The sequence below is a fragment of the Cohnella candidum genome, from assembly GCF_003713065.1.
GTDB classification, from domain to species: domain Bacteria; phylum Bacillota; class Bacilli; order Paenibacillales; family Paenibacillaceae; genus Cohnella; species Cohnella candidum.
Genome location: NZ_CP033433.1, coordinates 1,810,216 through 1,834,286, shown reverse-complemented (window position 1 = coordinate 1,834,286; position 24,071 = coordinate 1,810,216). Strand labels below are relative to the sequence as shown.

General features: G+C 59.3%; 23 protein-coding genes. 18 read left to right on the top strand and 5 right to left on the bottom strand.

From position 1 onward, the window contains the following. Positions 1–41: 41 nt before the first annotated feature. Complete coding sequence (locus EAV92_RS08640; protein WP_123040698.1) at positions 42–467, bottom strand: VOC family protein; 426 nt, start codon at positions 465–467, stop codon at positions 42–44. 162 nt (positions 468–629) lie between these two features. On the opposite strand from EAV92_RS08640, the gene EAV92_RS08635 reads away from it, so the two are divergent. The 5 genes from EAV92_RS08635 to EAV92_RS24845 all read left to right on the top strand — a co-directional run bounded on the left by EAV92_RS08635 (position 630) and on the right by EAV92_RS24845 (position 3,977). After that, positions 630–1,079 (top strand): YdeI/OmpD-associated family protein, encoded by a 450-nt coding sequence (locus tag EAV92_RS08635; RefSeq protein WP_123040696.1) that lies wholly within the window; start codon positions 630–632, stop codon positions 1,077–1,079. 184 nt (positions 1,080–1,263) lie between these two features. Continuing rightward, positions 1,264–1,743: a DUF6530 family protein gene (locus tag EAV92_RS08630; protein ID WP_123043640.1), complete on the top strand. Its 480-nt coding sequence runs from the start codon at positions 1,264–1,266 to the stop codon at positions 1,741–1,743. Positions 1,744–1,765: 22 nt separating this feature from the next. After that, complete coding sequence (locus EAV92_RS08625; protein ID WP_123040694.1) at positions 1,766–2,884, top strand: AAA family ATPase; 1,119 nt, start codon at positions 1,766–1,768, stop codon at positions 2,882–2,884. 134 nt (positions 2,885–3,018) lie between these two features. Beyond that, the gene (locus EAV92_RS24850; protein WP_241158484.1) at positions 3,019–3,543 is read left to right on the top strand and encodes a hypothetical protein; all 525 of its coding nucleotides are present in this window, start codon (positions 3,019–3,021) and stop codon (positions 3,541–3,543) included. Then, positions 3,522–3,977, top strand: coding sequence for a cobaltochelatase CobT-related protein (locus EAV92_RS24845; protein WP_241158483.1), 456 nt, complete (start codon positions 3,522–3,524; stop codon positions 3,975–3,977). The genes EAV92_RS24850 and EAV92_RS24845 overlap by 22 nt, the downstream gene beginning before the upstream one ends. A 54-nt stretch (positions 3,978–4,031) precedes the next feature. Here the strand turns inward: EAV92_RS24845 and EAV92_RS08615 are convergent, their stop codons facing one another. Continuing rightward, entirely contained in the window at positions 4,032–4,313 is a 282-nt protein-coding gene (locus EAV92_RS08615; protein ID WP_123040693.1) for a DUF2653 family protein, read from the bottom strand. Positions 4,314–4,319: 6 nt separating this feature from the next. Continuing rightward, the gene (locus EAV92_RS08610) at positions 4,320–4,766 is read right to left on the bottom strand and encodes a hypothetical protein (RefSeq protein WP_206424295.1); all 447 of its coding nucleotides are present in this window, start codon (positions 4,764–4,766) and stop codon (positions 4,320–4,322) included. 159 nt (positions 4,767–4,925) lie between these two features. On the opposite strand from EAV92_RS08610, the gene EAV92_RS08605 reads away from it, so the two are divergent. Further along, positions 4,926–5,471 carry a DUF309 domain-containing protein gene (locus tag EAV92_RS08605; RefSeq protein WP_123040692.1) on the top strand — a complete coding sequence of 182 codons (546 nt, stop codon included), beginning with the start codon at positions 4,926–4,928 and terminating at the stop codon, positions 5,469–5,471. Positions 5,472–5,505: 34 nt separating this feature from the next. Here EAV92_RS08605 and EAV92_RS08600 read toward each other — a convergent pair whose 3' ends face one another. Beyond that, on the bottom strand, positions 5,506–6,090 hold the full coding sequence (locus tag EAV92_RS08600; protein ID WP_123040690.1) for a beta-class carbonic anhydrase: 585 nt from the start codon (positions 6,088–6,090) through the stop codon (positions 5,506–5,508). A gap of 44 nt (positions 6,091–6,134) precedes the next feature. After that, positions 6,135–6,461, bottom strand: a complete 327-nt coding sequence (locus EAV92_RS08595; RefSeq protein WP_123040688.1) for an iron-sulfur cluster biosynthesis family protein — start codon at positions 6,459–6,461, stop codon at positions 6,135–6,137. Positions 6,462–6,577: 116 nt separating this feature from the next. Between EAV92_RS08595 and EAV92_RS08590 the strand changes: the two genes are divergently transcribed. The 12 genes from EAV92_RS08590 (at position 6,578) to EAV92_RS08535 (ending at position 24,048) form a co-directional block, all read left to right on the top strand. After that, entirely contained in the window at positions 6,578–8,107 is a 1,530-nt protein-coding gene (locus EAV92_RS08590) for a carboxypeptidase M32 (protein WP_123040686.1), read from the top strand. A 163-nt stretch (positions 8,108–8,270) separates the two neighbouring features. Continuing rightward, on the top strand, positions 8,271–9,794 hold the full coding sequence (locus tag EAV92_RS08585) for a methyl-accepting chemotaxis protein (protein WP_123040685.1): 1,524 nt from the start codon (positions 8,271–8,273) through the stop codon (positions 9,792–9,794). Positions 9,795–9,902: 108 nt separating this feature from the next. Next, complete coding sequence (locus EAV92_RS08580; protein WP_164472696.1) at positions 9,903–10,898, top strand: aromatic acid exporter family protein; 996 nt, start codon at positions 9,903–9,905, stop codon at positions 10,896–10,898. 97 nt (positions 10,899–10,995) lie between these two features. Further along, on the top strand, positions 10,996–11,553 hold the full coding sequence (locus EAV92_RS08575; RefSeq protein WP_123040683.1) for an outer spore coat protein CotE: 558 nt from the start codon (positions 10,996–10,998) through the stop codon (positions 11,551–11,553). 212 nt (positions 11,554–11,765) lie between these two features. Next, positions 11,766–12,983 (top strand): putative amidoligase domain-containing protein, encoded by a 1,218-nt coding sequence (locus EAV92_RS08570; RefSeq protein ID WP_164472695.1) that lies wholly within the window; start codon positions 11,766–11,768, stop codon positions 12,981–12,983. 90 nt (positions 12,984–13,073) lie between these two features. Then, a complete protein-coding gene (gene mutS / locus EAV92_RS08565) occupies positions 13,074–15,710 on the top strand; it encodes a DNA mismatch repair protein MutS (protein ID WP_123040680.1) in 2,637 nt (878 codons plus the stop codon). Next, on the top strand, positions 15,707–17,134 hold the full coding sequence (locus EAV92_RS08560) for a S41 family peptidase (protein ID WP_164472694.1): 1,428 nt from the start codon (positions 15,707–15,709) through the stop codon (positions 17,132–17,134). The genes mutS and EAV92_RS08560 overlap by 4 nt, the downstream gene beginning before the upstream one ends. Before the next feature lie 28 nt (positions 17,135–17,162). Then, positions 17,163–19,142 (top strand): DNA mismatch repair endonuclease MutL, encoded by a 1,980-nt coding sequence (mutL, locus tag EAV92_RS08555; RefSeq protein WP_123040676.1) that lies wholly within the window; start codon positions 17,163–17,165, stop codon positions 19,140–19,142. Continuing rightward, positions 19,139–19,912, top strand: a complete 774-nt coding sequence (locus EAV92_RS08550) for a class I SAM-dependent methyltransferase (protein WP_123040674.1) — start codon at positions 19,139–19,141, stop codon at positions 19,910–19,912. The genes mutL and EAV92_RS08550 overlap by 4 nt, the downstream gene beginning before the upstream one ends. Continuing rightward, positions 19,909–20,895: a tRNA (adenosine(37)-N6)-dimethylallyltransferase MiaA gene (gene miaA, locus EAV92_RS08545; protein ID WP_206424294.1), complete on the top strand. Its 987-nt coding sequence runs from the start codon at positions 19,909–19,911 to the stop codon at positions 20,893–20,895. The genes EAV92_RS08550 and miaA overlap by 4 nt, the downstream gene beginning before the upstream one ends. A gap of 65 nt (positions 20,896–20,960) precedes the next feature. Beyond that, positions 20,961–21,203, top strand: a complete 243-nt coding sequence (hfq, locus tag EAV92_RS08540; protein ID WP_123040672.1) for an RNA chaperone Hfq — start codon at positions 20,961–20,963, stop codon at positions 21,201–21,203. A gap of 187 nt (positions 21,204–21,390) precedes the next feature. Next, complete coding sequence (locus tag EAV92_RS08535; RefSeq protein ID WP_123040670.1) at positions 21,391–24,048, top strand: transglycosylase domain-containing protein; 2,658 nt, start codon at positions 21,391–21,393, stop codon at positions 24,046–24,048. Positions 24,049–24,071: the final 23 nt, after the last annotated feature.

Here is a 24,071-nt window from a genome sequence, read left to right as displayed (position 1 = left end):
AGGTTGCCGCATCCCTCTTTTTTAATGCCATTAAATATGATTTACATTTGAAATTCGCCGCTGTCGAGGTTGAATTGCCAGCCGACGCCGAATTTATCCGTCAAATTGCCGTAGCACTTGCTCCAGAACGTTTCTTGGATTTCCATGCCGACTTTGCCGCCTTCCTTCAGCTGGTTGAACCAGGAGACGAGCTCGTCCTTGTCTTTGCTGCTGACCGAAAGGCTGATGTTGTTGCCGATCGTGAACGTCATGCCCGGGAACGTGTCAGAGAACATCAGATTGCTTCCCGCGACGGAAAGCCGCGCGTGAATCACCAAATTCTTCGCTTCTTCCGGCAGCGGATGGTTCGGATCGGAAGGGGCATCCCCGAACGTCATGATATTCGGTTCGGTTCCGAATACCTTCGCGTAGTACTCCACGGCTTCCCGGCAATTTCCTTGGAAGTTCAGATAAGCTTCGACGGCCATGCGAACACTCTCCTTTTTTTACCAAAGTACAGGCCCATTTTATCATGCAGCCATCTCCCTGATCAATTCGCCGAGCGGGCAGCGGAAGGATTTCGGCCGTTCGTCGGGAATTCATGAATGGAGCAGATGCAGGCGTGATCCTGAAATAGGGAGGCTGGCAAAATGAAATTCGAAGCTGTCTTGGAATTGCACGGTAAAACCGCAACGGGGATCGAAGTGCCGCAAGAAGTTATGGCTGCGCTGGGGACATCCAAAAAACCTGCGGTTCGCGTCACGATCGGCGAATATGCTTATCGTACGACGATCGGCGTGATGGGAGGCCGTTATCTGATTCCCGTCAGCGCCGAACATCGTGCCGCGGCGGGTATCGCCGCGGGCGAAAAGGTTAAAGTGCAGCTCGAGCTCGATACCGAACCGCGCGAGCTTACCTTGCCGGACGACTTTTCAGACGCGCTTCATCGTGAGGAAAATGCCGAACGCTTCTTCAACGGGTTGTCTAACAGCAACAAAAGACGTTTCGTGCTTCCGATTGAGGACGCCAAGACGGCTGATACACGCCAAAAACGAATCGACAAAGCCATTCGACTGCTGAATGAAGGAAAACTCCAATAAATCTGCTGACATACAAGGAGAACAATGGGGATATCTCGCGAGCTTCAGCCCGCGGGGTATCCCCCTATTTGCTTTCCGCTTTTTAACCGGGTTGACGGATGGCGAACGGATGGTTAATATGATATTGCAATTAGTAGTTTAGTAAATTAGTAAATAAGTAAAACGAGAATGGAGCATGAAAATCATGAATATCCCTACGACCCTCAAACATAAACCCGTGATCGTATCCGAAAATTATGAGCAAGTGGACGGCCGTTATGCGCGGAACACGGATGCTAAGGGCTTATCCTTGGGATTGGCTCAATGGAACGATCGTGGCAAAGTCGATATCTCGGCCAAAGTATGGAGACACACCGGAGAGAAGTGGTCCAGACAGTCGGAGGAGCTGCCGATGCACCGCGTGCTGGACCTCGCGATTTTGATCTGCAGAAGCAATCTATATTTTCAGGATGCGTACCGTTTTCCGAAAATGTACGATCCCGACCACACGACGATCGATCGTATCGGGCTGCAAGGAGATGCCATGACCGTAGCCGTCTGCACGGAAAATCCGATGATCGACCATGACATTCAGCTTTTCTCCCAAGCGCTGAGCGACGACGGAGAAATGATTGGAGAACGGCTCCGCGTATTGTCCCGGCTGCTGAAGGAAATGGGTTATTAATGGCGTTAAAGAGGCGAATGAGATGAATGAATGGGAAGAGTACCGGCTGTCTTCCGGAAGACAGTTAACGGAGCAAGAAAAAAAGCTGGTTTGGACAAAACCGTTGTCCCATAAAGTAAGCGAGGAAGAATGGCGGATCTGCCGAGAGGTTAAACGCAACTGGAATCGCGGGGAAATGAAAATCGCCAATATCCTGTTGGAAGGCGACGCGGGCTCCGGTAAAACGCAGCTCGCGAAAGCATTGTCCGCGGACTTCGGATTGCCCTATACGAAGGTGACCTGCTTTGCGGATATGGACAAAACGGATGTGATCGGGGCGATTTTGCCGGTGATTTCACCGGAACGGTTGGAGAAAATGGAGCCCGCGGACGCCATCGTTTGGAAAGCTTTATACGAGAGCGACGGGTTCCGCAGCGCGACGGAAATCTTGACGGCAACGCTTGGGTTGACGCCGGAGCAGGCATCTCTGAAATTGAAGCAATTGGTGAACAAGGTGGAGCAAAAATCGGCGGACGAAGCGGTGGAGTATCGGTTTTACCCCTCCGAAATCGTGAGAGCTTATCAAAACGGCTACCTGCTGGAAATCCAGGAGCCGACCGTCATTCGGGATGCGGCGGTGTTAATGGCCCTCAATTCCGCGTTGGAGCCGGACGGCAGCATCAACCTTCCGACGGAAATCGTGCGAAGGCACCCGGACTTCATTGCGGTGATTACGACGAACCGCGGCTACGCGGGGACGAGACCGCTCAATGAGGCGTTACGCGACAGAGTACAGCATACGGAGAAGATGGACCTGCCGGCCAAAGAAACGATGATCGAACGCGCGATCGCCAAAACCGGTTATCAGGACGCCAAAGTGTTGGATCTTTTAGCGGATATGATCATCCTGTTGGACAAAACGGCACGTGCGCACGCGATCAAGGGCGTGGCGGGCATGCGTTCGTTTTTCTACTGGACCGACGCGGTATCGGCAGGAGCTTCCGCCAAGGAATCCCTCTACCATAAGGTCATCTACAAAATCACGACCGATCCGGACGAAATCAAAATATTGGAAGAAGCGCTGCAAAAACACGGATTGTTCGCAGGCTTGGATGACGTAGAGGCGGAAACGCTAAAAAAAAACGGATTTTTGATGCGGTAGAACTCAAAACATGGGGGCAAATCGACGAGCCCGACGTTGAACCGACCGACCCGGCCGAACATCCCGGCATCGTTCTGAAGAAATCGGCGGAGAGTGACGAAAGCTCTTCCAACGTCATGGACGATTCCACGAAAATGGAGAGTTCGGATTCTGGAGAGTACGGCACGGCCAAATACCATCAGGCGAATCCGGAAACCGTGCCGGAGGAAGCCAAACGCGAAGAGCGGGAGTTCCGCAAAAAGCTGAATTGGGACGCGCGATCCTTGGTGTCCGATTCCATCCACAAAGGCGTTAAACTCGTCGTTCATCGTCCGGATTTCGATGCCGAACATGAGCGGGAATACGATCGCCTGAGCCGTGATTTAATGACCGTCGTGCGGGAAATTGCCAGAAAGACGTTGCCGCTGTTGGAGCATGAAATTTCGTCGGAATTTACGAGAAATCAATATTGCGGAAGCAAATTTCAAGCGGACAGCGTGGTCAACCGAGACTTGCGGTATTTCACTAAGAAACGGCCGCCGACGGAGTCGCCCTCCCTAGCGGTCGGCCTGAGAGTAGACGAATGGCCTCCATGGCGGCTTTCGGGAGATTGGAGGCGGCCAAACGCGCCGTCATCGCGGTCTACGAGTTTTGCCGAATGTGCCATATTCCGATCCTGATCTACGGGGACACGGCGGACGTCTCCCCTTTGGAGCAAATGTCTATTTACGCCTATACCGACTGCGAGCGTATGGATGCCAACGATCGATTCCGATTGATGGGGATCCGCGCGAGAAGCAACAACCGGGACGGAATGGCGCTTCGAATCCTGGCGGACCGGTTATCGGCTTCGCCGCAGCACACGAAGCTGCTCATCAGCATCAGCGACGGGCAGCCCAAAGCGATGCCGGATTATACCGGCAACTACGCAAACGAAGACTTGAAACGCACGATCGCCGATTATGAAAGGAAAGGTGTCACGTTTCTTGCTGCCGCCATCGGGCAGGATAGGGAGGTTATCCAATCGATTTACGGAGGCGAAAGATTTCTGGATATCGCGGACCTTGACGGTTTTCCGGCGAAACTGGTTCGGTTGATCGCACGATACTTGTGAACCATGAAAAAACGTCGACCCCATTGGGAGTCGACGTTTTGCGTTCGTGTTGCATTAATGAGAGATATCCGCCCAAATCTCATCCTCCACGTCGAGCGTAATTTGGGAAGGGAAGACGCGCTGGCCATATTCGGTTTCCATATAGCGCACGATCGCTTCTTTCAAGTTCGCTTCGATCAGATAGCGGCTTCTTCCTTGTACCCATACCTCGGCGGAAAAGCCGGTGTCTTCGTCGTAGAGAAGCTCCACTTGGATCGACTCGACCGGCACCTGCTGCCGATCGGCGAGGTTAAGGCAGACGGCGTTGACGATTTCATCCATGGAAAGTCTGGTCATCGGACATTACCAGCGGCGCTCGTTCGGATAGTCCGTACGGTTCGGCGGATTGCGGCGCCTGCGCAGCGCGTCGAACACGGCCCGGATGATGGCGAACAGGACGACGATCGCGATCAGGTTGACCATGAAGCCGAAAATGTTGCCCATGAAGCCCATGCCGCCGAACATGCCGCCGAAGAGCATGCCGGCGAGGCCGCCGATCATCATGCCTTTCAGGAAACTGCCGCCGCTGAAAAAGCCGCGATTCGCCGTCGAAGCCGCGGCGCTTGTCGTACCGGTTTTGGACGTGGTGCCGCTATTGACCGAGCTCTGGGATTTGGAAGGCGTCTTCGTGAACGACTTCGTCCCGGAGCGGAACGAACGGGGTTTGGCATCCGCCGTATGATACAGCGGCGCGGTCACCGCCAGCGTGAACGTGAACAGACTGAATAGGAGCAAAGCTTTTTTCCACATGAACGTTGTTCCCCCTGTAGGAAGGTAATGTGATTGGATCTACCCGGTAATACGGACGTCCCTCGATCAGGTTTCATCGAAATTTCGGGATGCCGGTGCGGCGGATTTGCGTTATGCTGAATACGAACGGCAACCGACTTCCGAGGAGCTTTGGAATTCATGAACAGTATCGACCATTATCCCGAGTCTTATCTGGCGTATTTAGCCGAGTATTACGGCTCACGCGATTTCTTCGAGTGCCATGAAATCATGGAAGAATATTGGAAGGAACAAACCGGCTCCCGCTATGAAGGCTGCTGGCTGGTTTTCATCCGCATCGCCGTAGCCTGCTATCATGCCCGACGGGGAAACTGGGCCGGAGCCCGCAAAATGATGGCCAAAGCCGCGGCCGAAGCCGATCCCGTGCGGATGGAGGAGCTCGGCATGAACGGAGCGGAGCTGAAAGAACGGCTGCGAAAAACGGCGTCCGCATGGAACGCCGAGCAACCGCCTTCGTATACGGATTTCGAGTTTCCGATCGCCGATCCGTGGCTGCTCCAGCTCAGCCAACAGGCTTGCCTGGAACAAGGGTGGGAGTGGGGGACGCCTTTGGACCGACTCGGTCCCGATATCGTGAACCGCCACTTGACGCGAGACCGCACGCACGTCGTGGAGGCCCGCCGGCTGTCCGCGGAGCGCAAACGGCAGGCCAAAGAAAAGGAGTGAACCCGAGGGTTCACTCCTTTTCGCTTTTTGCACTTTATACGCGGGCAGTTTCGTTCAGGTGCTGAAACCCGTCGACGACGAGATCGAGTTTTCCCGTTTCCGGGTGGATGATCAAGCCGTGTACCGGCGTGCCGGGAGGAAGCAGCGGATGGTTGCGGACGATGTCCACGCTGTTCTCGACGCTTTCCCGCACGCTGTCGAAGCCTTGGAGCCAGCGGGTGAAGTTGACGCCGGAATGCCGCAGCGTATGGATGACGTCCTCGGAGACGCCGTGTCCGACCATTTTGCTCACGACGCCTTCGGGATCGATGCCCGTCATCCCGCACTCGTGGTGGCCGATGATCATGACTTCTTCGGCGTCCAGCTCATAGAGAGCCACGATGATACTCCGCATGATGTTGCCGAATGGAGCGGTGATGATCGCGCCGGCGTTTTTGATGATTTTGGCGTCGCCGTTTTTGAGGTTCATCGCTTTCGGCAGCAACTCGGTCAAACGGGTGTCCATGCAGGTGACGATGACGAGCTTCTTGTTGGGAAACCGCGTTGTCTTGTACTGCTCGTACTCTTTGTTTTCCACGAACTCTTGATTAAAGTTTAAAATTTCGTCGAGCTTCCGCATAGGGATTCCTCCTGACTTTTTGCGGCTTCCCGCCTTGCGGCGATTTACCGTCTATGGTCTTCCAAAACTAAGCGGGTCGTGTAGGTCTGGCTGTCGCTGGACAGCCGGAAGCTTTGCCGGTCGGGCAAGAAGGCGACGCGAAGCACTTCGTCGAAAAACACTTCGTGTTTCGGATCGTGCCACAAAGTGAGCGGCTCGCTGTCCGCCGCGACGTCGTCCGGTCCGGGTCCGTCGGAAGCCCATAACGCCGGCACGCCGTTCACGGCGCAGCCGCAGCCTTCCGTATCGTACACCAAGCGGAATCCTCGTATGTCCTGTCCGAATTTTTCCCGAAGCTTCTCTACCGATTCGGCGCTCCATTGTATTTTCATGTTGATAACCTCCCGGCTTCGCAGTCCTTCCGCTCCCGCGTCAAGTAAGTTGATTATAGATTTTACGGAAGGTATGATCAAGGGGAGGAACCAGTTGAAGGAAAGGGCGGATCCACTTGACGGAACCACAAACGCAGGCACAAGACGCGTTGAAGCGCTTCCGGAATTTGACCGGAAAAATCAAGCATTACGAGGAAATTCTCGGCGTCGCCTTCTGGGACATGAGAACCGGGGCGCCCCGCAAGGGCATCGACCTTCGCTCCGAGGCTTACGGCGATTTGGCCTCCGAATCGTTCCGCCTTTCGACTTCGGACGAGATGGGCGAGCTGCTGGCGCAGCTGACGCAGCCCGACACGCTGAACGGGCTCGGCAGGGTCGACCGCAGACTCGTCGAAGAAACGCAGAAGGAATACGAAAGAAACCGCAAGCTGCCGACTGAACTGTACCGCGAGTACGTCGTCCTGACCTCCCAATCCGAATCCGCGTGGGAGGGAGCGAAAGCGGACAACGATTTCCAGGGCTTCGTTCCTTATTTGGAAAAAATCATCGGTTATAACCGCCGCTTCATCGAGCTTTGGGGCGCGAAAGACACGCCTTACGATACGCTGCTCGACCTCTACGAGCCGGGCATGTTCACCGCAGACTTGGACCGATTGTTCGGGGAGCTCCGCACCCGTCTCGTTCCGCTCGCGGAAGCGATCTCGAGAGAGGGCGACCGGCCGGACACCTCGTTCCTGGTCGGGACGTTCGATAAGGAAGCGCAGAAAGCGTTCAGCAAGTTCATACTGAACGAGATGGGCTACGATTTCGATGCCGGCCGTCTCGACGAAAGCGTCCATCCGTTCATGACCGGTCTCAATCCGGGCGACGTACGCATCACCACCCGGTACTTGCCGGACGATATCATGAGCGCGCTGTTCGGTACGATCCATGAAGGCGGCCACGCGCTTTACGAGCAAAATCTCGATCCCGAGCTGTACGGCACGCCGCTGTGCACCGGAACCTCGAACGGCATCCACGAGTCGCAGTCGCGCCTGTGGGAGAACATGGTCGGGCGCAGCCGCGAGTTTTGGCATCGGTACTTCCCCGAACTGAAGAAGCATTTTCCCGGCAAGTTCGAGAACGTATCCGCTGAAGCGTTCTACCGGGCCATCAACGTGGTGGAGCCTTCCTTGATCCGCATCGAAGCGGACGAATTGACCTATAATCTCCATATCATGATCCGCTATGAGATCGAGAAGATGCTATTCAACGAAGGGCTGTCCGCCCGAGACCTGCCGGAAGTTTGGAATGCCAAATACAAGGAAGCGCTCGGCGTCGTGCCGCCGAACGACTCCCAAGGCGTGCTGCAGGACGTGCATTGGTCGGGCGGGGCGTTCGGTTACTTCCCGTCTTACTCCTTGGGCAATATGTACGCCGCGCAGATCATGGACGTGGCGCGCGTCAAGCTGCCTTCCCTCGACGAGCAGATCGGAGCGGGCCAGCTGCACCCGCTCAAAGGGTGGTTGACGGAACAGGTCTACCGTTACGGCAAGTCGCTGCGGCCGGCCGAGATCATCCGGAACATCAGCGGGCAAGAGCTTCAATCCTCTTACCTGTGCGATTATCTGGAACGGAAGTACAAAGACATCTACAGATTGAAATAAGGCTGCGCCTTCTGATGAAACGCCTGCTTCGGCAGGCGTTTTTTTGATTGCGCTGAAACCGCTTAAAAAAGTCGCGTTTTAGGACTAAAGATAGAAGGGGAATGTTGGAAAGTGTCGAATATTACGGTAGATCACTAAAGACAACAAGAATGGGGATGCATCGATGACTGGTCAAACACAGCAAGAAAGCACATCGTTTTTCAAGAGAAGGCCTTATGCATCGCTAACACCGAAAGAGCAAGATCTCCATCGCAGGAATTTCGTCGTTCTGATCGCGATGGCCATAACCACGCTGCTGATCGTGGCGAGCATGGCGACGATGACGACGGAGAAGATGGAAGCGGGTTCGCTGCTCGTCCTGATTTATCAGCCCGTTACGATGTTGATTTTCGCGGGAATTTTCTACTTGCGCAAATTCATTCCGGCTATGAGCTATTATGCGGTCGTCGTTTCGATTGTTTCCACGTTCAGCACGATCCTTATGACCCCGAATTTGAACAACGTGTTTACGATTTACTACCTGCTCGTGCTCTGCCTGATTTTCATGAACTTGCCGCTCCTGCTGATCGGTACCGGCGTCGGTCTCGTGCAGTTGATCACGATCCTGTTCGTACAGAAAGACAAGCTGCAAATCCCGGACGAAACGGTCACGACCTACATCATTTATTACATACTCATCTCCATGTTGTTCTTCTGCCTGTATGCCGTGTCGAGGCAAATGCTGAAAGGCATGATGCAGGCGCGAAGCGAATCGGAGAAGCTGCTCGAGCAGCAAAGCGCGCAAAAGCAAGCCATCTTGGCCAACGTCGCGTCGATCACCGAAGTGATGAACGGCATCGCCAATACGAGCGAAGAAAATAACGCTTCTTTCGACGAGATGAACACGGCGTTCCAGGAGATCGCCTCCGGCGCCGGCTCTCAGGCGGACGCCACCGTATCGATCAGCGAGTCCATCTCCCGCATGAACGGCCTGGTGGACAAGGTTGCCCGCTCGAACGAGACGCTGCTGGCGAAAGCCGAAGAGACGTCCTCGCTATCGGGCGAAGGCGAGAAGAGAATGGATCAGCTGTCGGAGTTCAACCAAGGCTTCAAGGCGGAAATGCAAGGGATGCTCTCCGAGTTCACCGAATTGATCGGCCGCCTGGAGGAGACGGGGAAGTTCAGCGACACCATTCAGGAGATCGCCAACCAGACGAACTTACTGTCGCTTAACGCGAGCATCGAAGCCGCCCGTGCCGGCGAGCACGGCAAAGGCTTCGCCGTCGTGGCCAGCGAAATCCGCAAACTCGCGGACATGACCGCGCGCTCCGCCGAGCAGATCTCCGCCCAGCTCGCGGAGTTCCGCGACCAAACCGGCCTGACGCGCGGCAAGATGAGCGCCACCGCCGAGCGCATGGTGCAGACGGAAGAAATGACCGGACTGACGATCCAAGCGTTCAAATCGATTTCGGACGCGGTGCTGCAGCTTCGGGAGCTGACCTCTTCCCAGAGTGCCGTCATGGAAGAAATCCACGATTCGTCGGGAAAAATCGGCGATTCCACCAACCATTTGGCGTCCGTGAGCGAACAGGCTTCCGCGACGTTGGAACAGCTGTCCGCGACTTTGCAGACGTTGTCCGATTCCAACCGGGCCAGCCTGGGAGGCATACTCGAAGCGAAAACGTCGCTCGCGAAAATCGCCGAATGAACCGTACCGCCGCAGCTCTCCGTACCCGGGGAAAAGCGGCGGTTTTCTTTTTGACGGGCGGAGGAGGAATTGTTACGATTTGGAAGACGTCGGATGGGGGTGTGTGCGATGGAAAGTCGGATACGGGGTTATTTGGGTTTCCGCGTGATCAAAACCGCCGCGGCGGCGCTCGCCGCAATCGTGACGGCGACGGCGCTCGCGGTCGACAATCCGCTGTCCGCCGGTCTTCTCGCGATATTGGGCGTGGAGACGACGAGGTGGAGAGGGCTGCGGATCGTGTTCGCGAGATTCGCGGCTTCGCTGGTGGGACTGCTGCTGGCCATGGTCTTGTTCCGGCTGATCGGTTTCCATATTTGGGTCCTATCCCTTTATATCCTGATCGGGTTTCCGCTGCTCGGCCGTTTCGGCTTGAAGGACGGCATCGTGACCGGATCGGTGATCGTGTTCCACCTGTTCGCGAAGAAGGAAGTGAGCCTCCAGGCTTTCGCCGGAGAGCTTTGGCTGCTGCTGATCGGACTTGGCTGGGCGACCGTCTTCAACCTTGCTTATATGCCGAAAGAAAGCAAGAGGCTCTCCGAGCTGCGCCTGCTGACGGAGGAGTCGATGGCGGCCATTTTCGCCCAATTGGCCCGGCATTTGCGCGACCCGCAGACCGTGTGGGCGGGGACGGAGCTGATCGAGGCGGACAACGCGATCGAGCGGGGAATCGAGACGTCCGCAAGAGCACGCGAAAACAGGCTCATTCCGCAGGACGAGCCTTGGCAGCTGTATTTCCATATGCGCCGCGACCAGTTGGACTCGGTCAAGCTGATGATGGAGTCGGTCGCTTTCGTTTCCAGCAAGGTGCCGCAGGCGGAAATGATCGCCCGGCTGTTCGACCGGCTGTCCCAAGACGTGAAATCGGAATTTTACGAGGGAGAGACGGAGAGGATGCTGGACGAGCTTGAAGCCAGCTTCCGCGGCATGGCGCTTCCCGCGACGCGGGACGAATTCGAAACGCGCGCCGCCCTGCTCCAGCTTTCAAGGGAACTAAGGCGCTGCCTGGCGATCGCCAAACGCGCCAAAAGGCCGAAGTCTTCTTCCGCTCCGGCGATCATACAATGAAGCTTGAGGGATTCGTGCACGGATACATTTTTGTCACTCTAGACGAATGTCCTGCATAGACTTTAAGTGAATTGATCGCATGGAGGAGGTCTATCGAATGGCGCTTGCGGATAGACGGCTGCAGCGGAGGGAAATCATCACGAAAGCGGTTTGCGGCAAAGGCCGGAAGTATTCGACGGTTACCCACACTGTCAAGCCGCCGCACCATCCTTCCAGCATTCTGGGGGCATGGCTCATCAATCACCAGTACGAAGCGGTAAGATCGGGGGACGGCATCGAAGTCATCGGGTCCTACGATATTAACATCTGGTATTCGTACAACAAAAACTCCCAAACGGACGTGGCGAAGGAGACGGTTTCCTACGTCGAACTCGTGCCGCTTTCGTATGTGGATCCCAAGCACCGCCATGCCACGGAAGAGGTCTCCGCGGAAGCCACCCAGGAGCCCAATTGCGTGGAAGCGACCATCGGCAGCGGCGGATCGACCGTCATCATCCGCGTCGAACGCGAGTTCGCGGTGGAAATGGTGGCGGAAACCAAAGTGAACGTCCTGGTGGATCCGACCGCGTACGACGACGACAAGGACCATGATTTCGGACTGGGTGACGGGGATTTCGAGGATCTCGATTCCGACTTGTTGGAAGACGATCTGTAACCCGCCGTCCGGGCCGGTACTTAAGCTTATGTCGAAGCGGGTGCGAAGTCGAGGGCGGATGCCCTTTGGGGACGTCGGGAACGGCCCATTTTTCGCGGAGCCTGCCGCAAATGGGATTCCGTTCGGGATGCAAAAAGGGAAGGGTCATTCGGCTTCGGCGTACAACCGCCGGCGGGACGGCCCTTCCCGTGTTTTTCTGCGGGGGTGGTGCAATGGAAGGGACCGTGCGGGCGGGCGTTAAGGACGGGCTGACCGCGGGCGAAATCGCGAGGCGGCTGGATCGGGAGGGCATCCCGGCATTCAGCGCGCGGGACGATGGGGACAAACGCAGGTTTTCGGTCACCGCGTATGACTTGGAGGTAACCGACGTTCGGCGAATCTGGCCGTCGGCGGGCGGGCGCACGGAAGCCCGGCGTTTCGAGCCGGATGACCGACTTCGGCGGATCGTCGCGCGCGCCGCCGTAAAGGCGCTGTACGTGCTCGGGCTGGATTTCGGACAAGTGGAAGTTTCGGCGGACGGAAGCGGACGGCCTTCGATAGAGGCGGTTACCGGCGTCATGCGACCGACTCCGGGCGAAGGGGCGGAGCGGACCTCTCGTATCCGGGCGGATAAATCGGCGCGGGAAGCGGAAGAGAGGGCCGGCGGCGTAAGCGTCCTGCTGGGAGCGGACCCCGAATTCTTGCTGCTCGCGCCGAACGGCAAAGTCGTGCCCGCTTCCCGGTACCTGCCGACGGAGGGGCTCGCCGGCTGCGATTCGGTCGTGCGGCGAGGCATCCGGCTGTGGCCGCTCGTCGAGCTGCGCCCGGATCCGGCGGGAGAGCCGGCGGCCCTGACGGAGTCGATCCGCCGGCTGTTGGCCGCGGCGAACCGGAAATTCGGCCGCGAGCCGCTCACATGGCTGGCCGGCGCCTGGCCGGTGCCGGGGCTCCCGCTCGGCGGCCACATCCATATCAGCGGCGCAGCGCCGACGGGCGAGCGGCTGCGGGCGCTCGACAATGCCGTGGCGCTGCCGCTACGGCTGCTCGAGCCGGACGGCGCCGCGGCGAGAAGGCCGCGGTACGGGGCGCTGGGCGATTTCCGCAAGCAGCCGCACGGCGGCTTCGAATACAGGACTCCGCCCAGCTGGCTGGTGTCCCGGCGTTTGGCGCGCGGCGTGCTTTCGCTGGCCAAAATCGCGGCGGAGCACGCGCGCGAGTTGGCCGATCGCCGGCCTTTGGACGATGAAGCGCTTCGGGACGCGTTTTACGGCCCGGACCGGGATTTTCGCCTGAGAGAAGCGGCCTTGCGCTTTTACGGGGAAATCCGGCGCACGGCGGGGTACGGGAAATTCGCCTCGGACGTGGACTTCGTGTTCGGCGCCGTGGTCGAAGGACGCCGCTGGGACGAGACCGCCGACCTCCGCCCGAAGTGGGGGATCGCGCGGCGCTGATTCTAGCAATCCGTGCCGCTGCCCTTTATTTTTTGCTATAATGGTCGATGTCATCCCTGACAATCTTTCTTCCTCAATCGGAGGCTCGACATGGCCGGATATACCCCCATGATGGAACAATACTTATCCGTTAAGGCGGAAGCGCGGGACGCGCTGCTTTTTTTCCGTCTCGGCGATTTCTACGAAATGTTTTTCGAAGACGCGCTGACCGCTTCGCGGGAGCTCGAAATCACGCTTACCGGGCGCGGAGCCGGGATGGAAGAGCGGGTGCCGATGTGCGGCGTCCCCTATCATTCCGCGGAAGGATACATAGCGAGGCTGATCGAAAAAGGCTACAAAGTCGCGATTTGCGAGCAAGTGGAGGATCCGAAGGCGGCCAAAGGCGTCGTGCGCCGAGAGATCGTTCGCATCGTGACGCCCGGCACCGTCATGGATACGAAGGCCGCGCAGGAGGCGGCGAACAACTTCATCGTCGGGGCCGCCGAATCCGGAGGCCGGTTCGGCCTCGCCGCCTGCGATCTGACGACGGGCGAACTTTACGTCACTTCGTTCGCCGCCGCGCGCGAAGCGGTGAAAAACGCGCTCAACGTCTATAAACCGGCGGAAGCCGTCGGAGACGAAGCGGCCGTCCGGCTGATCCGCGAGGAGTCCGCCGCATCGGGCCGCACGATTTTGTGTACGGAACGGAGCGATTACGACGCCGCCTTGCTGGCGAACCAATTTCCGAACGAGCGGTGGGCCGCGCACGAGGACGTCCGGAAAGCCGCGGTCGCACGGTTGATCGGTTACCTGGGCGAAACGCAGAAGCGCTCGCTCGGCCACCTGCGGACCGTGAAAGCCTACGAGCCGGAATCCTACATGGCGCTGGACGCGTTTACGAGGCGCAACCTGGAGCTGACGGAAACGGTCCGCGACCGCTCGCGCAAAGGGTCGCTGCTCTGGCTGCTGGACCGCACGCGCACGGCAATGGGCGCCCGACTCCTCAAACGTTGGGTCGACCAGCCTCTGCTCGACCGGGATGCGGTCGACCGCAGGCTCGACGCCGTCGAAGCGCTTCACCGCGATTGGATGCGGCGGGAGGGGATCCGAGAAGAGCTTCGGGAAGTGTACGACCTGGAGCGGCTCGTCGGCCGGATCGCCTACGGCACGGCCAACGCTCGGGACCTTAACGCATTGAGGGCGACGCTGGAACGGGTGCCGGCCCTTCAGAGTCTGTGCCGCGACTCGGGCGCGTCTCCGCTCGCCGCGATCGCCGACCGAATGGACGCCTGCGCGGACGTCGCGGAAGCGATCGGATCGGCCATCGCCGACGAGCCGCCCGTTTCCGTCCGCGAGGGCGGACTCATCCGGCCCGGCTTCGATCCGAAGCTGGACACGCTGCGGGAAGCCAGCCAGAACGGCAAGCGATGGATCGCCGAATTGGAACGGCAGGAGCGGGAAGCGACCGGCATCAAGTCGCTCAAGATCGGCTTCAACAAAGTGTTCGGCTATTATCTGGAAGTGACGCGGGCGAACCTCGGCGCGCTCCCCGAAGGCCGTTACGAACGCAAGCAAACGCTGGCCAACGCCGAGCGGTTCGTCACGCCCGAGCTGAAAGAGAAGGAAGCGCTCATTCTCGAAGCGGAAGAGAGCATGGTCGACCTCGAATACGAGACGTTCGTCCGTCTTCGCGACGGCATCGCCGCGCAAATCCCGCGGCTGCAGCAGCTCGCGGAAGGGCTTTCCGCCCTGGACGCCTTGCAATCGCTCGCCGAAGTGTCCGCAGAGCGCAGGTATACCCGTCCTTCCTGGAGCGAGGGATACGACCTTCACATCGAAGACGGCCGCCATCCCGTCGTCGAAGCGGTGTCCGAGAGCGGCAGCTTCATCGCCAACCACTCCGCTTTGACGCGGGACAACTCGATCCTGCTCATCACCGGTCCCAATATGGCCGGCAAAAGCACCTACATGCGGCAAGTGGCGGTCATCTGCATCATGGCGCAAATCGGCTGCTTCGTTCCGGCCAAAAGCGCGTCCCTGCCGCTCGTGGACCGTATTTTCACGCGGATCGGCGCGGCGGATGACCTCGTCGGAGGTCAAAGCACGTTCATGGTCGAGATGAAGGATATTCAAGTCATGACGGAGCAGGCGACGGAACGCAGCCTCGTCATCATCGACGAGCTCGGCAGGGGAACCTCGACCGAAGAAGGCATGGCCATCGCGCAAGCGGTGATCGAATACGTTCATGATCACATCCGCTGCAAAGCGCTCGTCTCGACGCATTTCCACGAGCTCGCCCATTTGGAAAACTCGCTCCGCTCGCTCAGCAACGGCTGTATGGCCGTGAAGGAAAGCCAAGGCGGCGTGACGTTCCTCCGCAAGCTGGTGCCGGGAGCCGCCGATTCGAGCTACGGCATCTATTGCGCGCAGCTCGCCGGCTTGCCGGACACGATCGTCAGCCGCGCGTACTCGCTGATCGAGAGCGCGCAGCGGCCGGCCGCCGCAACCGTCTGTGAGACGGCAGCCGCTTTCTCGCCCGTGCCCAATCCGGAAGCGGCGGTCGTACAGCTGTCGATGTTCGCGGAATCGCCGGCCCCGGAGAAACCGAAAAAAAGCAACTCTCCGGCGCAGGACAAAGTGCTCGAGAAGCTCCGGCGTCTCGACATTATGCGGATGACGCCTCTGCAAGCGATGGAATGGTTGAACGACGCCAAAAACTTATTAACGGAGAGCGGGGAACCTTCATGATTCGCGGGAGAACGATCCGCCGCGCGATCGCGGCGCTGCTGGCCGCCCTCTTACTGTCCGGGGCATGGGCGCCGTCCGTCTCCTGGGCCGAAACGAAGGAGCAGTTGAACGAAGTCCGGCAGATTCTTGAGGAATACCATCTCAGCAAGCCGGACGACAAAGACCTGAACCAGACCGAAATCGACAAGATGGTCGAGTCCCTGCACGATCCGTATACGCAATACTTCGACGATGAGGAATGGAAAAGCTTCGCCTCCGACTTGGAACAGAATTTCACGGGCATCGGCATCGTGCTCGTCCAGGAGAACGGGCGCATCTATATCGAAGAAGTCATTGCGGGCAGCCCGGCGGAAAAGGCCGGCTTCCAGGCCGGCGACGTGATTTCGTCGGTGAACGGGAAATCCGCGAAAGGCTTGTCGATCTCCGACCTGCAGGGCAAGCTGCGGGGTATCGCCGGAACCTCCGTCACGGTAGGCGTCGACCGGAACGGCAAGATGCTGACGCTCACGGCGGTGCGCCAAGCGCTGCAGCTGCCGGCGGCTTCCGGGCAGATGATGGGAGAAGGCGTCGGGTATCTGGCCTTGACCGGTTTCACGACCGATGCCGGCACGCAATTCGCGAAGCAGCTGGATAAGCTGGAGAAATCGGGCATGACTTCGCTCGTGATCGACTTGCGCAACAACGGAGGCGGCTACGTCACCGCGGCGCAGAAAATCGCCAGCTTATTCGTCAAAAACGGGGTGCTGGCCCATTTGAAGGACCGGGACGGCAACGACGACCCGCTTCCGCTGAGCGGCGGCGGCAAGCCGTATCCCGTGACGATCCTGGTCAACGGATACTCGGCCAGCGCTTCCGAGCTGCTTGCCGGAGCGCTGCAGGATTACGGGGTCGCGAAGCTGGTCGGCACGAAAACCTACGGCAAAGGCGTCGTCCAGTCCATCATTCCGCTGCAGAGCGGCGGCGTGATCAAAGTGACGGTACAGGAATATTTCACGCCCAAAGGTCGCAAGGTCGATAAAACGGGGCTCCAGCCCGACCAAGTCGTCGAAGGGGCGGAAGAGCAACTGATCGAGGCTTATCGCGATTCCGGCGGCACGCAGTTGTCGGCCAGCGTGGGCAAAGGGACCGTCGTCATCAACGGCGTACGGACTACGCACCCTTATGCGGCCGTACAGCAAGGAAACCGCTGGTATGTCAGCTTGCGGCTGGCTGCGGCCCTGACCGGCGCCAGCGTGGGTTATGAGGCGAAAACGAAAAGCGTGACAGTCAGCCGAGACGGGAAAGCATTTCCGTTGAAAAACGGCGACGGCCGTCTGATAAACAAGAACGGTTGGAATTTGGTCGATTTGTCCGTCATGGAGCAATGGTTCCCTAGCCTGACCGGGGGCGCCGTAGACGGCGTATTGAAGCTTTCCGTCCGCTGAGCGCAGCACAGAAAGGAGATCCGCGAAGATGGGTATCATCCGTCCGTTAGACGAACATTTGGCGAACCAAATCGCGGCGGGAGAAGTCGTGGAGAGGCCGGCGTCCGTGTTGAAGGAATTGGTGGAAAACGCCGTCGACGCCGGCAGCGCCCGCATCGAGATCACGGCGGAGGAAGGCGGCCTGACGCTTCTGCGGATCCAGGACGACGGCGCGGGCATCCAGCCGGACGACATGCTGACGGCTTTCCAACGCCACGCGACGAGCAAAATCGCGAGCGCCAAGGACCTGTTCCAGATCGAAACGCTCGGGTTCCGCGGCGAAGCGCTTCCCAGCATCGCGGCCGTCGCCAAGGTCCGTTGCGTCAGCGCCACGGACGACGGCGGGCTGGCGCGCTTCCTCGAGATCGAAGGAGGAGCCGTCAAAGCCGAAGGAGAGACGAACGCGAACCGCGGTACGGAAATGACCGTGCGCGATCTGTTTTACAACACGCCCGCCAGGTTGAAATACATGAAGACGATCCAGACCGAACTGGGGCATCTGTCCGACGTCGTATACCGGCAAGCGCTGGCCCGCCCGGACATCGCCTTCACGTTCCGCCACAACGGAACCGTGCTGCTGCGGACGTCGGGCACCGGCGATCTGAAGCAGGTCGTCGCCGCCATCTACGGTACGGCCGCGGCGAAGGCGATGGTCGAGCTTCATTCCGACGATCCGGACTATTCGCTGACCGGCCTTACGGCGATGCCGGTGGAAACGCGGGCGAACCGCAACGCCGTCACGATCCTGGTCAACGGGCGCTACGTCCGCAGCCAGGCGGTCGTGCAGCCGCTGCTTCAGGCGTACCACACGCTGCTGCCGCTGCACCGGTATCCGCTCGCCGTATTAAACTTGCGCATGCATCCCGGCTTGGTCGACGTCAACGTGCATCCGGCCAAGCTGGAAGTGCGTTTCAGCAAAGAAGCCGAGCTCAGGGCCTTCATCGAGGAGACGGTGAAGCGGGCGGTCAGCGGCCAAGCCTATATCCCGTCCGGCACGTCCGTGCGCACGGCGAAGCCTTCGCCTGCCTGGGTACAGGATCAAATCCGCTTCCAGCTGCCTCCGACGGATACGGAGCCTGAGTCGCGCGGATCGGCATCAGCCACGGCGCCTTCGCCGACTGGGGCGCCTTCTTCCGCAGGGTGGCCGGCCAAGGAGTCGAAGGCGGCTTACGAGCCTTCGGTTCGTCAACCGGCGGCTTCTTCGGCACAGGCCTTCTCGCAAACGGCGGCGACGAAATCCGAGTCTTACTCTTCCTCCGGGAAGGGCGGCGGCTTCGCCGCTCCTTCACAGTCCGCGTCACCCGCCTCGGAGAAAATTCCCGAGTCCGTGTGGCAGGCCGCGTTCGCATCGCCGGAAACGCCGGACCAACGGGAAGCGAAACCCGAGTTTCCCGAGTTGAGCTGGATCGGGCAGCTGCACGGCACGTACATCGTGGCGCAGAACGAGAACGGCTTGTACCTGATCGACCAGCATGCCGCCCACGAGCGTATCCATTACGAATTTTATTACGATAAATTCGGCCGGCCGGAGGAAGCGAGCCAAGAGCTGCTTTTCCCCGTGACGATGGAATTCGCGCCGGACGAATTCGCGCTGCTGCGGGACAGGCTGCCCGCCTTCGCGAGCGCGGGCGTATATTTGGAAGAGTTCGGTGGCAATACCTTTATCATACGCGCGGTGCCCCACTGGTTTCCGGATGGAGACGAGGCGGACGTTGCGCGGGAAATCGCGGAGTGGGTGCTGCAGGAGCGCAAGATCGATCTGCACGCCCTCCGGGAAAAAGCGGCGATCCTATGCTCCTGCAAGGCTTCGATCAAAGCAAACCAGGCGCTGACGCGGGAATCCGGGGAAAAGCTGCTCCAGCGGCTCGGACAATGCCGCCAGCCTTACACCTGTCCGCACGGCAGGCCGATCGTCGTCAGCTTCAGCACCTATGAATTGGAGAAAATGTTCAAGCGGGTGATGTCTTGATCGTCACGACCGCCGAAAAACCGGCCTCCGGTTTGACGGAGAGGGCTCTGCTGCTCGCGAAGGAGCTTGGCGCGTCTTGCGTGCCCCGGCGCAGGGACACGCTGCGCGGCTTGCTTCGGAAGCATGGCGCCGATGGCGTGCTGGTCGTGTCCGCGGACGGGCTTCGATACGTCTCCGGGGACCAGCCGCCGCTGTTCTTTCATCCGAGCATGGGCCTGATCCGCGTCAAACGGCTGCTCGCGGGCGAGTCCGACGCGATGGTCTCCGTCTCCGGCGCGGCACCGGGCGATTCCGTACTGGACTGCACGGCGGGACTCGCCTCGGACGCTCTCGTGTTCAGCCATGCCGTGGGTGCCGAAGGACGGGTTACGGCGATCGAGGCCTCGCGGCTTTTGTACGTCATCGTCCGGGAAGGGCTGAACGCCGCGGACACGGGCGTGCCGGAAGCCGACGAAGCGTGCCGCCGCGTCGAGCTCCGGCACGGGAACCACGCGGAAATGCTGCTCGGCATGCCCGACCGTAGCGTGGACATCGTTTATTTCGACCCGATGTTCGAGCGGCCCGTCGAAACTTCCGCGTCCCTGCAGCCCCTGCGATCCCATGCGTTTCACGAGCCGCTCTCCGAGGAGACGGTGCGGGAAGCGAAGAGGGTGGCGCGGAAATCGGTCGTCCTGAAAAACACGAGCGGCAGCGCCGAATTTGCGCGCCTCGGGTTCGCCCCGGCGCGCGTTTCCACGTCTGCCGTTTCCTATGGAGTGATAAGGATATGACGCTGCCGGAAACAGATAACCGGCCGCCGCTGCTCGTGCTCGTGGGCCCGACCGCCGTCGGCAAAACCGAGCTCAGCCTGCGGATCGCCAAAGCCGCCGGCTGCGAGATCATCAGCGGCGACTCCATGCAGGTATACCGCGGCATGGATATCGGAACGGCGAAGCTCCCGTTGGAGGAGCGGGAGGGCATCCCGCACCATCTCATCGACATCCTCGATCCCGAGGAGCCTTTCTCCGCGTCGATTTTCCAGCGGCTTTGCGAGGAGAAAATCCGCGAGATCGTCTCCCGCGGCAAAATCCCCTTCATCGTCGGCGGCACCGGTCTCTACGTGGAGTCGGTCTGCTACGGGTTCACGTTCCAGGGCGAGTCCGGGGATGAGGCGTTTCGCGCCCGGATGCAGGCGTTCGCCGATGAACACGGAGCCGAAGCGCTCCATGCCCGGCTCGCCCAAGTCGACCCGGGTTCCGCGGCCCGGATCCATCCGAACGACGAGCGCCGGGTGATCCGCGCCCTCGAGGTGTACGAGACGACCGGACAAACGCTGAGCGAGACGCAGGAGCAGACGCGCGGCGCGCGCAAGGAATCCCCGTACCGGCTTTGCCTGATCGGATTGACGATGGACAGGGCGGAACTCTACCGCCGCATCAACGCGCGGGTTGACGCCATGATCGAAGAAGGACTCGTCGGCGAAGTCAAGAAGCTCATGGAAGCCGGCGTTCCCCGGTCGGCCGTTTCGATGCAGGGGCTCGGCTACAAGGAGATCGCGGCTTACCTGGCAGGAGAGACGGACCTGCCGGCTGCCGTAGAGCTTCTGAAGAGGGATACGCGCCATTTTGCCAAACGCCAGCTGTCCTGGTTCCGCCACATGCAGGACCTCGTTTGGGTGGAGAAGGACGCGGAGGGAAAAAACTCCGATCTTTTCAATTCGATTTGTGCTATAATAGCAGGAAAGTTTCTTCTCGATCTTGAATATATTCGTTGAGGAAATCTTTATCCGGCAATTCCATATAACGCGATTTTCACTATGGCGATGGGGGTTTTGAACCGATGAACAAATCCATCAACATCCAGGACACCTTCTTAAATCAACTTCGCAAAGACAGCATCCCGGTCACCGTTTACTTGACCAACGGGTTTCAAATCCGCGGCGTCGTCCGCGCTTTCGACAACTTCACCATCGTCATCGACAGCGAAGGGCGGCAGCAGATGGTTTACAAACACGCCATCAGCACGTTCATGCCGCAGCGCAACGTATCCTTGATGCAGCAGGAAACGACCGCCGAGGCTTGATCCCTCGGGCGCGTCGGGCGGGAATCGCGAAACCTTTTACCCTCGCCATTCGTTTAACAGAATAGAGACCGGCCGGAGCAACCCTCGTGAGCGGGTTGTTCTCTTTTTGCCGGGACCTTTTTAGGCTTGGGGTTTCAGGGTATGTTAGCTAGAGAGAGAGTAAGTGGAGCAGAAGGGGGAAACTACCATGCAGGAAAAACCTTCAACGAGCCGAGCCCCCAGGAGCGGCGGCCAGGAAGGAAACCGGGGAGGCGGCAATGCCAAGCGTCCTCCGCGCAAGCGCAGCAAGAAAAGAGCTCTGATCTGGCTGTTCTTCGTCGTGCTGCTGGGCATCGTTTGCGCCGTCGTGGGCTATTTGCTTATTATTTTGAACGGCGAGCGCATCTTGAGCCAGAACCTCAATAAGTTGAATCTGGACTCCGCTTCCGTCATCGTGGATAAGAATGACAAACAGGTCGCCAAGCTCTACGTTTCGGAAGGCAACCGCGAATTCGTCGCCATCAACGATATTCCGAAAATGGTGAAGGACGCCTTCGTCGCGACGGAGGATAAACGGTTTTATGAGCACGGCGGGGTCGATTTGTTCGGTATCGGGCGCGCTTTGGTCAAGGACGTCGTCTCCAGAAGCGCCGTGGAGGGCGCGAGCACGATTACCCAGCAGGTCGCCAAGAACATTTTCCTGAATTCGGACAAGACGCTGTTCCGCAAAGGAACGGAAGCCTCGATCGCGCTCGCGCTGGAGCGCCATAAGAGCAAAGACGAAATTTTGGAGCTGTACCTGAACCGGATTTATTTCGGCAAAGGCCAGTACGGGATCAAAACCGCGGCCAAGTACTACTTCAATAAGGACATCACGAGCAAGGATCCGAAGCAGCAGCTGGAGCCGTGGGAAATCGCCACGCTGGCGGGGATCCCGAAAGCTCCGGGCACCTACAACCCGATCTCGAACCCGGAGAAGTCCAAGGAGCGGCGGGCCGTCGTTCTCTCGCTCATGCAGGATCAGGGACTCATTACCGCGGAACAGGCGGAGGCGGCGAAGAAGGTCGATTACAATCCCGACGTGGTGCCGAAAAGCAAGCAGCAGTACCAATCGTATATCGATTACGTCGTGGACGAAGCCAAAGCCGTTACCGACCTGAGCGAGGAAGAGCTTCTGAGCGGCGGCTACACGATCAAGACGACTATCGACACGAAAGCGCAGAAAGCGATGGAAGACGTCTACAAGGACGACAGCAACTTCGAGAAGAGCAAGGACGAAATCAAAATCCAGAGCTCGATGGTCATCATGGACCAGCACGACGGCTCGCTGATCGCGATGATCGGCGGACGGGATTACGAGAAACAAGGCTGGAACCGCGTCACCAAGCAGCGGCAGCCGGGCTCCTCGTTCAAGCCGATCTCCACGTACGGTCCGGCGATCGAGACCGGCGACTACTTCCCGTGGTCCATCCTGCGGGACGACAAGACTTGCTATAACGACGGCAAGTACTGTCCGACGGACTCCAATAAGACGAAATACATCGGCCCGGTCGCGATGACCCAAGCCGTCAAGGAATCCCGTAACCAACCGGCCGTTTGGCTGCTTAACCAGATCGGCGTCAAAAAAGGCCTTGATTTCGCCTCGAAGCTCGGCATCGATCTCGACAGCAAACAGGACCGGAACCTGGCGATCGCGCTCGGGGGCCTCACGCACGGCGCATCGCCTCTGGAGATGGCGCGGGCGTACAGCGCGTTCGCGAACGGCGGGACGCTGATGGACCCGCATTCCATCCTGTCGATCACGAACAGCCGCGGGGAAGTCGTGTACGAATTCAGTCCCCCGAAAGCGAAGCGGGTCATGTCGCCCCAAACGGCTTATTACGTGACCCAGGTTCTGCAAGGGGTCACGCAGACGGGCGGAACGGGCGTTCGCGCCCAAATTCCCGGACGCACCGTCGTCGGCAAAACCGGCACGACGCAGCACGGCATCAAGGGGCTGCCGGTCAATGCAGGGGGCAACCGCGACGTATGGTTCGTGGGCTACACGCCGGAATTGACGGCCGCCGTTTGGGTGGGATACGACAACACGGATAAGAACCATCTCGTGCAGCAGAGCAGCGGCCAGGCGGCCGCCTTGTTCTCCAAGGTCATGTCCAAAGCGCTCGAAGGGAAGAAAAAGCAGTCGTTCCCGAAACCGGAAGGCGTCATCGACGGGAAACCGCTGGCTGCCGTCACGGGATTGACGGCAGCTTACAACCCGGACACCGTGTCCGTCTCGCTCAACTGGAGCGCGCCGAATGCTCCGGAAGGCACGACATTCCGGGTGTACCGGAAGTCTCAGGCTGACGCCGATTTCGCGAAGCTCGCCGAAACGGCCGATCCCGCGTTCGACGATTTGGCGCTGTTGCCGGATCAGACCTACACGTATTACGTCACGGCTTACGATCCGAAGTCGCAGCAGGAAAGCGAGCCTTCCGAACAGGTGACGGTCAAGGTCGTCTCCGGAGCGGAGACCCCATCTCCTTCGCCTTCGGAATCGCCCACGCCCGGCGGAGATACGGGTCAAGACGGCACCGGCGGAACCGACGAGGGCGGCGGGGGTGGCGGGGGTGGCCAGGAATCGCCAAGCCCTTCGCCTTCCCAGAGCCCGTCGCCATCGCCGAGTCCATCGCAATCGCCGTCGCCGTCGCCTTCCGAGACGCCGGCCGACAATCCTTCTCCGTCGCCGAGCACGAAGACGGCCGGGACGCTGCCCGACAGCCCGGAGCCAAGCGCATCCGCCAGCCCGTCGTCCAGTCCGTCCGCCAGCCCCTCCTCAAGCTCGGCTTCGGACCCGGAGATCCTTCCGTCTTCTTCACCCGAATGAAACCCAGCAGAACCCGGCATCTC

Coding starts and splice junctions, on each gene's coding strand:
- EAV92_RS08560 (WP_164472694.1), top strand. CDS start 15,707: ATGATTCGCGGGAGAACGATCCGCCGCGCGATCGCGGCGCTGCTGGCC.
- hfq (WP_123040672.1), top strand. CDS start 20,961: ATGAACAAATCCATCAACATCCAGGACACCTTCTTAAATCAACTTCGC.
- EAV92_RS08600 (WP_123040690.1), bottom strand. CDS start 6,090: ATGCGGAAGCTCGACGAAATTTTAAACTTTAATCAAGAGTTCGTGGAA.
- EAV92_RS08630 (WP_123043640.1), top strand. CDS start 1,264: ATGAATATCCCTACGACCCTCAAACATAAACCCGTGATCGTATCCGAA.
- EAV92_RS08625 (WP_123040694.1), top strand. CDS start 1,766: ATGAATGAATGGGAAGAGTACCGGCTGTCTTCCGGAAGACAGTTAACG.
- EAV92_RS08580 (WP_164472696.1), top strand. CDS start 9,903: ATGGAAAGTCGGATACGGGGTTATTTGGGTTTCCGCGTGATCAAAACC.
- EAV92_RS08635 (WP_123040696.1), top strand. CDS start 630: ATGAAATTCGAAGCTGTCTTGGAATTGCACGGTAAAACCGCAACGGGG.
- EAV92_RS08595 (WP_123040688.1), bottom strand. CDS start 6,461: ATGAAAATACAATGGAGCGCCGAATCGGTAGAGAAGCTTCGGGAAAAA.
- EAV92_RS08570 (WP_164472695.1), top strand. CDS start 11,766: ATGGAAGGGACCGTGCGGGCGGGCGTTAAGGACGGGCTGACCGCGGGC.
- mutS (WP_123040680.1), top strand. CDS start 13,074: ATGGCCGGATATACCCCCATGATGGAACAATACTTATCCGTTAAGGCG.
- EAV92_RS24845 (WP_241158483.1), top strand. CDS start 3,522: ATGTGCCATATTCCGATCCTGATCTACGGGGACACGGCGGACGTCTCC.
- EAV92_RS08535 (WP_123040670.1), top strand. CDS start 21,391: ATGCAGGAAAAACCTTCAACGAGCCGAGCCCCCAGGAGCGGCGGCCAG.
- EAV92_RS08610 (WP_206424295.1), bottom strand. CDS start 4,766: ATGTGGAAAAAAGCTTTGCTCCTATTCAGTCTGTTCACGTTCACGCTG.
- mutL (WP_123040676.1), top strand. CDS start 17,163: ATGGGTATCATCCGTCCGTTAGACGAACATTTGGCGAACCAAATCGCG.
- miaA (WP_206424294.1), top strand. CDS start 19,909: ATGACGCTGCCGGAAACAGATAACCGGCCGCCGCTGCTCGTGCTCGTG.
- EAV92_RS08615 (WP_123040693.1), bottom strand. CDS start 4,313: ATGACCAGACTTTCCATGGATGAAATCGTCAACGCCGTCTGCCTTAAC.
- EAV92_RS08640 (WP_123040698.1), bottom strand. CDS start 467: ATGGCCGTCGAAGCTTATCTGAACTTCCAAGGAAATTGCCGGGAAGCC.
- EAV92_RS08575 (WP_123040683.1), top strand. CDS start 10,996: ATGGCGCTTGCGGATAGACGGCTGCAGCGGAGGGAAATCATCACGAAA.
- EAV92_RS08605 (WP_123040692.1), top strand. CDS start 4,926: ATGAACAGTATCGACCATTATCCCGAGTCTTATCTGGCGTATTTAGCC.
- EAV92_RS24850 (WP_241158484.1), top strand. CDS start 3,019: ATGGAGAGTTCGGATTCTGGAGAGTACGGCACGGCCAAATACCATCAG.
- EAV92_RS08585 (WP_123040685.1), top strand. CDS start 8,271: ATGACTGGTCAAACACAGCAAGAAAGCACATCGTTTTTCAAGAGAAGG.